The sequence below is a fragment of the Pedobacter sp. D749 genome, from assembly GCF_019317285.1.
Classification (GTDB): domain Bacteria; phylum Bacteroidota; class Bacteroidia; order Sphingobacteriales; family Sphingobacteriaceae; genus Pedobacter.
In genome coordinates this window covers 531,614-543,886 of record NZ_CP079218.1, presented here as the reverse complement: position 1 = coordinate 543,886, position 12,273 = coordinate 531,614, and the positions used below count along the sequence as shown (strand labels likewise).

The window sequence follows — 12,273 nt, the reverse complement described above, 5'->3', positions numbered from 1 at the left end:
GCGATTAAATTTAGCTGGTGGCATTGTTAATGGCTTCTTGTTCTTTTAAAGCATCAACATTGTTTTTATCACCAAAGTTTTGTGTTTTACCCGCAAAGTAATCTAAAATTCCTGAGATAGTATCTAAGTTATCTGCTAAATTTTGATGAATATCTGGTAAATCTTTTTCCAGGCGGCTATCACCCAATTCAATATTATCTACTTCAATTTTACCAATTTTTTGAATAAGTGCCTGCTGAGAATTTTGTAAATCTTCCAGTTCACGCACAATCTTTTCCATTAATTCAAACTTCTTTAAAGTATTCATAGGTCTTATTTTTTAGTTCAACTATTCTGTATAAACCCCTTACCCCCTATTTTGTTTTGTTTCCCTAATTTTTTAAAACGGATTTGGAATTATCAAAAACAACTAATATTTTAGTTAAATATTAACCATTATGAAAAAACTGCTCACATTACTGGCATTGCTTTGTTTAAGTATAGGTATTTACGCACAAAACGCAACCATGATCGATAAAGAAAAACTTTTCGACTTCTATCAGACCCAGCGTTATGCTGATGCTGCTCAATACCTCAAAAGTATTTATGGAGAAGAGGTGAACGATTTTAAAACCCTCAGCCAGATTGGTTATTGTTTTTTAATGGCCGGCAATAATGCAGAAGCTGAAAAATTTTATAGTAAGGCTTATACACTGCAACCGCAGAGCCTGCCTATTCTCTTCAGCCTTGGTAGTATTAATACAAAAAGAGGTAATACCGAAAAGGCCAAACTGTATTACAGTAAAATTGTAAAAATAGACAGCAATAATTTTAGTGTGTATAAACTGCTAGCCAATTTATACAATTCTCCAAAGGATTCGTTAAAGCTTATATATTTGTTAAAAGCTAATCAGATTAACCCACTAGAGGGCGATGTTGCTACCGATCTTGCTGAAGAACATTCTGCTTATCAGCAATACGAAAAGGCTTACGAGGTACTTAATGTTGCCATTAAAGGAGATAGTGATAACCTGGTACTGCAAAGGGCGAAACTTCCTATTGCCAACCAGCTTAAAAAGTACAGCGAAGTGATTGCATCGGGAGAGAAACTATTGAAAGATGGTTCCGATGCAGGGGTGATAAAAGATGTGGCAAAGGCCTATTATTACACCAAAAAGCACCAGAAAGCAATCGATCTTTTTAAACAATTGGAGGCAGCCGCGATGGAGAATGAAGCGACTTTATATTATACCTCACTTAGTTACCGCGCACTAAAGAATTATCCACAGGCGGCTATTTATACTAAGAAAACCATAGATGAAGCCATTTCACCCAATACTTCCAGCTATTACTCTTTATTGGGTTTGGTTTACGAAGAAAACAACCAGTTAACATTTGCGAACGCCGCCTACAAGAAAGGACTGCAGTTTAAAGCAACGCCCACCCTATATTATCGTTTAGCGGTATTTTACGATACCAGATTAAAACAAGGGAAAAATGCACTTAAATATTATAACCTCTACTTAAAAAGTAAGCCCAACTTGACTGATGATAAAGAAGAAATTAAATTTTCAAAGGATAGGATTGCACAGCTAAATCTGGCTGATTAAACCAAATCTTCGAAAACAGGTTTTACATTATCCCAAAATTCATCTAAGGCAATTATTCTGGGTTTAAAAAAGGAGATTAACGTAGGCCAGTGCTGTTGATTAAAAATGCTTACTCCGGTAATGCTGATTGAAATCTGAGATACCGTTTTTCCGAAATCATCGGTTGCATCTTTAATCCAGCCCCATTCTTCATTTACCGTATTGCTAAACATCAGCTTAAACTCTTCAAACTGTTCGAAGATGAGGTGCCTGATTTCAGAATCAGGATGCGAGAGTTGAATGCTGATAAATGCCTTCTTACCATCAACATCCATTTTAAAGAAGATGTTTTTCACACCAGTCTTGTAGTTCGTCCAGTTTACGGTCGAACCGCTTGCTGAAGGGACAGGTTTCATATATTGCCCAAAACTGATCCAAAACTGTTGGCGCAAACGGGCTGCTTCTTCTTTACTGTACATTTATTTTTGCCGCATATAATAGAGGCCTTATCATCATTAATCTAAATCGTCATTCCCGCGCAGGCGGGAATCTTACTACTCAGCGCATTAAGATTCCCAATCGAGTTGGGAATGACGATCTTTTGTGTTCTTTTTACAATGCTGCAATATTAGCGATTAATATTTGCATTCAAAATGATAGCTACCTGATCCTATTTCTTCTTTTTTATCGTTTTTTGGCAATACTACGGTAGCACTTGCATTGGCTGGCACAGTTACATCCAGCTTAAAAATGCCATCTGCAATGGTCCATGCTGATTTAACCGTACCATAAACCGTTTCCAGTTCTGCCGAGGCATTGGTTAATTTCCCACCTGGTCTTGGTGCAATTAAAATGTTTTTGTAACCAGGTTGCGCTGATACAGGATTAATACCGGCAATATTTTTATACATCCAATCGCCAATGGCGCCATAAGCGTAGTGGTTAAAAGAATTCATATCTGCTGTTTGAAAAGAGCCATCCTGTTTAATGCCATCCCAGCGCTCCCAAATGGTGGTTGCTCCCATTTTAACAGGATATAACCATGAAGGGTAACTTTCCTGCAACAACAGATCGTAAGCAACATCTTCGTGCCCAAAACGGCTTAATACATGACAAAGGTATGGTGTACCCAAAAAACCCGTAGTCAGGTGGTTCCCGTAATCCCTCACATTATCTACCAGTCTTTGTGCGGCCTGTGGACGTAAGTTTTCAGGTAGCATATCAAACTGTAAAGCCAGTACGTATGCCGTTTGCGTATTAGAGATCAATTTGCCACTAGGTGTCATATTCTCTTTGATGTAAGCTGTTTTAATCTGTTCTAACAGCGCATTGTATTTCGTTACGTCGTCTGTTTTACCCAATACCTTTGCCGCATTTATCAGCAACTGGGTTGAGTGTGCGTAAAATGTTTGCGCAATCATATATTTATCCGTCACTGCGGCACGCCCATCATTATCATCATTTGGCCGGTAAAACAACCAATCGCCAAAGTGGAAACCCGTATTCCAAAGGTTGTTTTTTGCTACTGATGAGATATAATCAACCCACTTTTTCATGCTTTCATATTGCTTTTCCAAAATCCCTTTATCTCCATATGATACATATATATCCCAGGGAACAATGGTAGCCACATCAGCCCAGCCTGCAGAACCTGCATCATTTTGGTTCAGCACATTTGGAATTACAAATGGAACACTACCATTTGGAAGCTGATCTGCAGCAACATCTTTTAGCCATTTAGTAAAAAAGCCCGATACATCCATATTATATGCCGCAGTTGAGGCAAATGCCTGCGCATCCCCTGTCCAGCCTAAACGTTCATCTCTTTGAGGACAATCTGTTGGCACATCAACAAAATTCCCTTTCTGTCCCCAGCTAATATTATGCTGCAATTGATTTAGTAAAGGATTGGAAGTGCTGAATTTCCCACTGGTTTTCATGTCCGAATAAACAGCTACAGCGGTAAGGTTTTCCAACTTCAGCTCACCATGGTAGCCATCTATTTTGACGTACCTAAAGCCCTGAAAAGAAAAATGTGGTTCGAATACCTGCTCGGTTTCCTCTTTTAATATATAGTTGTTCTGTTGCTTCGCTGTACGGAGGTTGGTGGTATAAAAATTCCCTTCTCTGGTTAATACTTCAGCATGGCTAATGGTAATTTTTGTACCTGCTGCACCTTTGGCTTTTAACATTACCCAGCCTACCAGGTTCTGTCCGAAATCGACTACCGTTTCGCCTAAAGGCGTTTTAAATATTTTTAAAGCTTTAAATTCTTCATGTTTGGTTACCGGCGGCCCGCTCATTCCAATCAATTTCTCAGCCCCCATAGCCAGTTCTTGCACTGGTTTCCAGGTAGTATTTTCTTTAAAACCAATATTATTCCAGCCATTGAGTTCTAACCGGGCATCGTAGGTTTCTCCATCATAAATATTGGAAGCCACTATCGGCCCATAACCTGTTTTCCAGCTATTATCCGTTACAATGGTTTCTTTGCTTCCGTCGGTATATTCCACTTCCAATTGCATTAACAATGCCCTGGTATCGCCATAAAATTGTTTTTGATTACTAAATCCGATACGCCCCTTGTACCAGCCATCGCCTAGTGAAACGCCAATTACATTGGCGCCTTTCTTTAGCGATTGCTTAACATCGTAAACCTGGTACTGAATATGATCTTTATAACTTGTCCATCCTGGAGCAAAATAAGCATCACTAACACGCCCGCCGTTAATATTGGCCTCATACAAACCTTTAGCAGTAATGTAAGCCATGGCAGATTTTACTTCTTTTTTGAGGTTAAATTCTTTTCTAAACAGTGGACTAGCGAGTGAAGTATCTTTACCTTCTACTGTGATCCATTTCGCATTCCAATCTTCAGGCTTTAAACCCGTTTGAAAATATTGCACCGGTGACCAAGAGGAAGTATTTCCATGATTATCTTTTACCCTAACCTGCCAGTAATATTTGGTTTTGGATGATAATTGGGGACCATCGTAAGCCACCAGAACCGACTGATCATTATTTATAGTTGTTTTCCATAAAACTTTGTCAATTTTTGGCGAGGTACCCAGCCTGATTTCGTAGTTTTTCTGCCTGGTATTTTTTGCTGTTGAAATAATTTTCCAGCTAAATCTGGGCTTTGGGTTATCAACACTAAAAGGATTTACCAAATGCTCAACAGTTAAATCTTTTAAGGAGATTTTTTGAGCTGAAGCATTCTCTGTAAATAAAAATAATAAGGCAATGGTAAACATTGCGCTTAACATGCGGGAAATTCTGTTCATAAATGGTTAGTGTTAAATTTTTTAATTTTAACACTACTATATTCAGCAATATAATTCAACCAACCATCCTGCACTGTCATGAAAAATTAAACGTTAAAATAACGCCAATCACCAATCAATCAACTACAAAACAGACCATTAACCTAAAAAAGGTGATAAAAATTATCTATTCATTAATCTGGCAACATACTTGCCGATAATATCGAATTCTAGATTTACGGTATCACCAACCTCAACCTCTTGTAAATTGGTATGTTCAAAAGTGTATGGGATGATAAATACCGAAAATTCGTCGGCCTCGGAATTTACCACCGTCAAACTGATACCGTTTACACAGGCCGAGCCTTTTTCTACGGTTACATTTCCGGCACCGGCATCATATTTAAAGCGGTATTCCCAGCTACCATCCAGTTCTTCGCGTTTAACACAAACAGCAGTCTGGTCTACATGGCCCTGTACAATATGTCCATCTAAACGGGCATTCATCTGCATGCAGCGTTCCAGGTTAATTTTACTGCCCACTTTTAAATCCCCTAAATTGGTTTTGTTGAGGGTTTCATCAATTGCGGTAACCGTGTGTGTTCCATCATTCAGCGCCACTACCGTTAAACATACGCCGTTATGGGCTACACTTTGGTCTATTTTAAGCTCATGGCTGATTGCGGAAGAAATGGTAAAGTGAATATTGGTATGGTCGTTTTTAATGGCAGTAACCTCGCCAAGTGTTTCTATAATTCCTGTGAACATTTTATACTTCTTTTTTTTCTACACGTCATTCCCGCGCAGGCGGGAACCATAATGCTACATACAAACTCGACTAAGGCATTACAATTCCTAATCAAGTTGGGAATGACGATCTATCAGGTGATGATTCTTTTTATTCTAGTATTTCAATCTATTTTTTCTCCAATCAGAAGTACTTTTAACAACTGCATCACCCAACTTCCCCTCTTTTTTTTCAAACAGCTTTGCAGCAATTACCGCAGCAATTAAGGCTTCGGTTTCATCCTGTACCTTTAAACTTTCAGGCTTAAAGTATTTGCCTACAAAATGCGTATCAAAATTACCCGTTTTAAAAGCTTCGTGCTGCATTACAAACTTACCAAAACCCAAAGTAGTTTCTATCCCCGTAATATCATATTCTTCGATAGCCCTCACCATTCGCTCTATGGCTTCTTCCCTATCTTTTCCGTAAGTGATCAATTTTGCAATCATCGGATCATAATAAATCGGGATTTCCATGCCCTGCTCAAAACCATCATCAACCCTTACTCCATTGCCTTTAGGTGTGCTGTAAGTCTGCAAAACACCAATATCAGGCAGGAAATTATTTGCCGGATCTTCGGCATATACCCTAAGTTCTATGGCATGTCCACTGATTTTTAAGTCCTCCTGACTAAAGCTCAATTTTTCGCCAGATGCAATTTTTAGCTGTTCTTTTACCAGATCTATACCTGTAATCAGCTCAGTTACCGGATGCTCTACCTGCAAGCGGGTATTCATTTCCAGGAAAAAGAAATCGAGGTTCTCATCTAAAATAAACTCAACCGTACCCGCTCCGGTATAATTTACGGAACGGGCTACATCTACCGCACATTTTCCCATTTGCTGCCTGATTTCTTCAGTTAAAACAGCTGACGGGGCTTCTTCTACCACTTTCTGATGACGCCGCTGCACAGAACACTCACGTTCAAAAAGATGCACAATATTGCCATGAGTATCTCCCAGAACCTGTATTTCGATGTGCCTTGGAGAGGTAACATAACGTTCGATAAAAACAGCTCCATCGCCAAAGGCTGAGGTAGCCTCGCTTACGGCAAGCTGCATCTGTTCTTCAAAATCTTCAGCCCGCTCTACAATGCGCATTCCTTTACCTCCACCACCTGCAGCAGCTTTGATTAATATCGGGAAACCAACTTCGATTGCACGCTGTTTTGCCTCGTTTACATCCTGAATGGCTTCTTCTGTTCCGGGAACCATCGGGATGTTATATTTTAGCGCTGCTGCCTTTGCTGATAATTTGTTACCCATGGTTTCCATAGCCTGCGGCGAAGGACCAACCAGAATGAGTCCGGCATCAGCAACCATTTGTGCAAAATTTGCATTTTCTGATAAAAAGCCATATCCCGGATGAATGGCTTCAGCACCCGTTAGTTTACAGGCATCGATAATTTTCTCACCGACTAAATAACTCTGGTTAGAGGGAGCCGGACCAATACAAACCGCCTCATCGGCGTAACGTACATGCAGTGCATTCCGGTCTGCTTCAGAAAAAACAGCAACCGTTTTAATCCCCATTTCCTTTGCCGAACGCATAATACGCAAAGCAATTTCGCCACGGTTAGCGATTAAGAGTTTGGAGATTGGGGTTTGGAGTTTGGAGTTTTCGGGCATTTTGGTTAGGCTTTGTGTATATGCAGATTGTAAATGAACTATCTGACTATTGATCATGAACTATAAAACTATTGACTTCGGGCTCCCGACTTCGGACCTCCGACTAATACAAATGTAATATTATTTCAATTGCCTGATCGATCATTTCAGGGCTTAAATCCAGGTGTGTTACCAAACGAATAGTACTCGCACTGGTGGTATTACAGTACAGCCCTTTTTCCTTTAACTGGTTAACAATTTTCTCTGCCGATCCTTTTTCTACCTCGAAAATAACAATATTGGTTTCAACAGGCATTACTGATTTTACATATTTTGCGGTAGCTAAAGCATTAGCCAAAGCTTGCGCATGGGCATGATCTTCTTTTAGACGTTCTACATGGTTATCAAGCGCATAAATACCGGCAGCGGCTAAAAATCCGGCCTGGCGCATGCCCCCACCAAAAGCTTTCCTGATTTTACGTGCTTTATGGATCATTTGTTTGCCCCCTAATAATACCGAACCCACTGGTGCACCGAGTCCTTTAGATAAACAAACCGAAATGCCATCAAAATATTTACCGTATTCCCCTGCCTTATCGCCTGTGGCCGTTAGTGCATTAAAAATACGCGCACCATCTAAATGCAACTTTAGTCCTTTTATGTTACAAAGGTGATGAATAGGCGCAATCTGTGATAAGGTATAACAGCTTCCGCCACCTTTATTCACTGTATTTTCCAAAACAACCAAACTGGAGTTGGGATAGTGAATATTATCTTCATTGATTTCAGGTTCTATCAGCTCTGGCGTCAAAATCCCACGTTCGCCATGCAACAGCCTTACCGATGCGCCGGAGTGGAAGGCAATGCCCCCAATTTCGTAACGGTAAACATGTGCAGTCTGATCGCAGATTACCTCGTCCATAGGCTGGGTAAAACACTTGATTGCAATCTGGTTGGTCATCGTTCCCGACGGGCAAAATAATCCGGCTTCCATATTAAAGGTCGAGGCCAGTTTTGTCTCCAATGTATGCACCGTTTCATCTTCGCCAAAAACGTCATCGCCCACTTTTGCATTCATCATCGCATCCAACATTCCTGCCGTTGGCCTGGTTACCGTATCGCTCCTGAAATCTAAAAATCTATTATTCATTTTGCTATTTTGTTGTAAAATATTTTTGACGTTAAAAAAAAGACCAATGCCTTTTCTGGTATAATTTTAAGGTTTTTCGGTGATTAAAGAACCTATATAGTGTATTTTTTACACACTTAATTTCCGACAATAACAAATTGTTAAAAAATTATTAAAAAAAAGGATACAAAATATAAGACTTTTTATACTTTTATCGTGCTAAAACCAAAAATAAATAAAATGATAGTAATTGCAGACGGCGGATCTACCAAAACAAATTGGTGTTTGATTAACGAGGCCGGCAGAAAAATTTACTTTAACACCGAAGGTTACAATCCATATTTTTCCAAAGGAGAGTACATTGTAAAGTCTTTGAATGAGACTCTTCCAGACCACTTGGAAAGAGAGAAATTAACAGCAGTTTATTACTACGGCGCCGGCTGTTCTACACCTGCAAATGTTAAGATTGTGGCCGATGCCATGCAACAAATCTTTATCAATGCAACAATTTTTGTAGGTCATGATTTACTTGCCTCTTCCAGGGCACTTCTTGGAAACGAGCCAGGATTTGCTGCTATCTTAGGTACAGGTACCAACTCATGTCTTTACGATGGATCTGAAATTACCATGAACATTGATTCATTAGGTTATTTCCTGGGTGATGAAGGTAGTGGTTCGTACATCGGTAAACGCATTTTGAGCGATTACATGAAAGGTTACATGCCGAAAGGCTTACGTGAAGCTTTTTACGATAACTATGCCTTAACCAACGAAGATATTTTCGATAACATTTACAATAAGCCATTGCCAAACCGTTTCTGCGCAAGTTTTAGTAAATTCTTATACGATTTTAAAGATAACTATGAGGATTATGCCTTTGCTACCATTGATTATGCTTTTACTGCATTTTTCGAAGCTTTGGTCATCCACTATCCTAACTACAAAGACCACAAATTAAACTGTGTGGGTTCTGTTGGTTATAGTTTCCGTGATATTTTAAGTATTGTAGCTGACCGTTACGAAATGGGTGTGGGTAAAATTATCCGCTCTCCTATAGATGACCTGGTTCATTACCACCTGGAGTTAGCGCCTAAGGCTTAGTATTCAGTCCTAAGTCTGGAGTCTTTAGTCCAGAGTCGTTATAAAATATAATATATACAAGCAAAAAAATCCCGGTTTGAAATTTCAAACCGGGATTTTTTTTTTATACAACAGGTTTAATTATTTCTTTCTTTCAACTCTCCGCTCCACGCTTAACGCCCTCCGCTCAACCCTCTCCGCTAGAAAGAAATCTCCTTACCAAAAAGTTTCGCGTATTTACGCTTATCAAAGCGGTACAAAGTAGCTGCACGGTACGACACACCTTTTTGTTTTTCGTCGAGTTCTTTCAATACCCCAAAACTTACAATCTTCTTTCTAAAGTTTCTTTTATCGAGTTTTTTACCCAAAACCAGCTCATACACATGCTGCAATTGTGTTAAGGTAAATTTCTCTGGCAAGAGTTCGAAAGCAATAGGCTGGTGTTTAATCCGTCGTTTTATTTTTTCCAATCCTTTATCGTAAATTTTCTGGTGATCGAAAGCCAGTTTAGGCAGATCGGTTATTGGCAGCCAATTTGCCCGTTTGGCATAAGTACTGATCGGGCGTAATTCTTTATCTCCACCCAAACGAATCAAAGCATAGTATGCCAAAGTAATTACCCTACCTTGTGGGTGCCTGTGCGGATCGCCAAAAGCATAGTACTGCTCCATGTAAATACCGCGCAAACCGGTAAGCTCGTACAAAATCCGGGAGGCTGATTGATCTAAACTTTCATCAGGGCCAACAATATTACCGGGCAGTGCCCACCAATCTTTAAATGGCTCTTCATTCCTTTCAATTAGCAGGATTTTTAATTCCTTACCATCAAATCCAAACAAAACGCAATCTATTGAGAATACAGAATCTAAGTGAGGTAAAATTTGTTCCAAAGTAAAATTTAGTTATTTTAAGCAGATAAAGGTATGACTTTCAATATTAAGTAAAAAAAATAAAATAAATTACTTAGTGTAAAAAATACACACTATATTCGTATTATAAAGATGGAGCCAAATATAAAAAATATAGCTGTATTAACTTCTGGAGGCGATGCCCCTGGAATGAATGCAGCAATCAGAGCTGTTGTTCGTACCGGAATTTACCATGGCATTAACATGTTTGGTGTAATGCAAGGTTACCAGGGTTTAATAACCGACAACATAAAACCAATGGACGCCCGTTCTGTAAGTAATATTTTACACCTGGGCGGCACCATATTAAAAACTGCACGCTGTTTAGAATTTAAAACAGACGAAGGTCAGCAGATTGCATACAATAACTTAAAGAAAAACGATATCGATGGATTAGTGGTCATCGGTGGCGATGGAACATTTACCGGAGCTAAACGTTTTTCGGAAACTTTTGGGGTTAAAGTGATCGGTATACCAGGAACTATTGATAACGATTTAGTAGGATCTGACTTTACTTTAGGTTACGATACAGCGATTAACACTGTAATCGAAGCAATTGACAAAATCAGGGATACAGCAGATGCGCACGACCGTTTATTCTTTATAGAGGTAATGGGACGCGATTCTGGATGTATTGCACTCAGGAGTTCAATTGCAAGTGGTGCCGAAGCTGTTCTGTTGCCTGAAAAGGAAACCAGCGTAAATGAATTGATTAATAAACTGGCCTTAGGTGCAGCAACAAAAAAATCATCAAGTATCGTTATTGTGGCAGAAGGCCATAAACAAGGCGGTGCTTACGATATTGCTAAAAAGGTAAAAGAAACTTTTGATCATTACGACACCAAAGTAACCATACTTGGCCACCTTCAACGTGGTGGTAGCCCAAGCAGTTTTGACAGAATTTTGGGCAGTCGTTTAGGTTTTGCCGCAGTAAATGCGTTAATTGCGGGCGAAACGGAGCAAATGGTCGGTTTAAAAGGAAATGAAATAAAATTAACCAGCATAAGAGAGGCTTTAACTGCTCATTCTTTTAAACTCGAGCCCGATTTAATGGAAATGACAGAGGTACTTTCAATATAATATGGTAGCAGTTGTTTATAGCGGATCGAAAACAGCATTTTGGAAAATAACACAAAATGGACAGGTGGTAGCACATTGTAATACTACAGGCCTGAACCCTTGCTTTGTTGATCCAAAAACGATTTTACAGATTTTAAACAAAAAAGTAACCTTAGTTAACAATGCAGAAAACATAAAGAAAATTTATTTTTTCGCAGCCGGGGCATCATCAGCAGACAGAAAAGAGGAATTGGCCAAAACCCTGGCATCATTTTTTAAATACAGTAAAATTGTAGTAGAAAATGACTTGTTTGGCGCCGCTAAAGCTGCTTGTTATGATCAGCCAGGTATTGTTGGTATGCTGGGAAGTGGTGCACACTGTGCTTACTTCGACGGGAAAAAGCCAATAAATAACAACTTTGGGTTAGGTTATATATTGGGCGATGAAGGTTCTTCGAATTATTTTGGAAAAATACTCCTAAAAGAATTTTTAAGCAAAAAAATGCCACAGGATATTGAGGCCAAATTTATATTAACACACAATCTGGACCGCCCTCAAATATTAGAACGTATTTATAATAAGCCACAGGCAAATATATTTCTAACCTCATTTTTCGATTTCATTACCCATAACAGCAAACACGAATATATCAGTAAACTGATTGATGAGGGATTCGAAAAATATTTCGAAACCTATGTTCTGCCTACATCGCAGAAACATAAAGATAGTGAGCTGCATATTGTAGGCAAAGTAGCTGCCGAACTCGAAGACCGTTTAAGGTTTGTGGCCGGCAAATATGATTTAAAGATTAAAAGCATCATTAAAGAACCAATACAAAATTTATTAAAACATTACACTAATTAACAAAACA

Annotated in this window: 11 protein-coding genes; 4 read left to right on the top strand and 7 right to left on the bottom strand. The window is 39.1% G+C overall.

Annotated features, from left to right (window positions below):
• Nucleotides 1-10: 10 nt before the first annotated feature.
• Nucleotides 11-307, bottom strand: coding sequence for a hypothetical protein (locus KYH19_RS02140; RefSeq protein ID WP_121282359.1), 297 nt, complete (start codon nt 305-307; stop codon nt 11-13).
• Nucleotides 308-437: 130 nt separating this feature from the next.
• Here KYH19_RS02140 and KYH19_RS02135 point away from each other — a divergent pair, with 130 nt between their 5' ends.
• Nucleotides 438-1,589: a hypothetical protein gene (locus KYH19_RS02135; RefSeq protein WP_219077391.1), complete on the top strand. Its 1,152-nt coding sequence runs from the start codon at nt 438-440 to the stop codon at nt 1,587-1,589.
• Here the strand turns inward: KYH19_RS02135 and KYH19_RS02130 are convergent.
• From KYH19_RS02130 to KYH19_RS02110, 5 genes are all read right to left on the bottom strand, one after another.
• Nucleotides 1,586-2,047, bottom strand: a complete 462-nt coding sequence (locus tag KYH19_RS02130) for a DUF4268 domain-containing protein (RefSeq protein ID WP_219077390.1) — start codon at nt 2,045-2,047, stop codon at nt 1,586-1,588. The genes KYH19_RS02135 and KYH19_RS02130 overlap by 4 nt on opposite strands.
• Before the next feature lie 156 nt (nt 2,048-2,203).
• Nucleotides 2,204-4,852, bottom strand: a complete 2,649-nt coding sequence (locus KYH19_RS02125) for a glycoside hydrolase family 78 protein (RefSeq protein WP_219077389.1) — start codon at nt 4,850-4,852, stop codon at nt 2,204-2,206.
• Nucleotides 4,853-5,014: 162 nt separating this feature from the next.
• Entirely contained in the window at nt 5,015-5,599 is a 585-nt protein-coding gene (locus tag KYH19_RS02120; protein ID WP_219077388.1) for a riboflavin synthase, read from the bottom strand.
• A 135-nt stretch (nt 5,600-5,734) separates the two neighbouring features.
• The gene (accC, locus tag KYH19_RS02115; protein ID WP_219077387.1) at nt 5,735-7,246 is read right to left on the bottom strand and encodes an acetyl-CoA carboxylase biotin carboxylase subunit; all 1,512 of its coding nucleotides are present in this window, start codon (nt 7,244-7,246) and stop codon (nt 5,735-5,737) included.
• Nucleotides 7,247-7,349: 103 nt separating this feature from the next.
• Nucleotides 7,350-8,375: a low specificity L-threonine aldolase gene (locus KYH19_RS02110; protein WP_219077386.1), complete on the bottom strand. Its 1,026-nt coding sequence runs from the start codon at nt 8,373-8,375 to the stop codon at nt 7,350-7,352.
• Between the two features lie 219 nt (nt 8,376-8,594).
• Here KYH19_RS02110 and KYH19_RS02105 point away from each other — a divergent pair, with 219 nt between their 5' ends.
• Nucleotides 8,595-9,455, top strand: a complete 861-nt coding sequence (locus KYH19_RS02105) for an N-acetylglucosamine kinase (RefSeq protein WP_132395084.1) — start codon at nt 8,595-8,597, stop codon at nt 9,453-9,455.
• A gap of 179 nt (nt 9,456-9,634) precedes the next feature.
• Here KYH19_RS02105 and KYH19_RS02100 read toward each other — a convergent pair whose 3' ends face one another.
• A complete protein-coding gene (locus KYH19_RS02100) occupies nt 9,635-10,324 on the bottom strand; it encodes an NUDIX domain-containing protein (RefSeq protein WP_051692040.1) in 690 nt (229 codons plus the stop codon).
• 111 nt (nt 10,325-10,435) lie between these two features.
• Between KYH19_RS02100 and pfkA the strand changes: the two genes are divergently transcribed.
• Together pfkA and KYH19_RS02090 are read left to right on the top strand one after the other, a co-directional pair.
• Nucleotides 10,436-11,422, top strand: coding sequence for a 6-phosphofructokinase (pfkA, locus tag KYH19_RS02095; RefSeq protein WP_057932582.1), 987 nt, complete (start codon nt 10,436-10,438; stop codon nt 11,420-11,422).
• 1 nt (nt 11,423) lies between these two features.
• Complete coding sequence (locus tag KYH19_RS02090) at nt 11,424-12,266, top strand: hypothetical protein (RefSeq protein ID WP_121282345.1); 843 nt, start codon at nt 11,424-11,426, stop codon at nt 12,264-12,266.
• Nucleotides 12,267-12,273 lie beyond the last annotated feature (7 nt).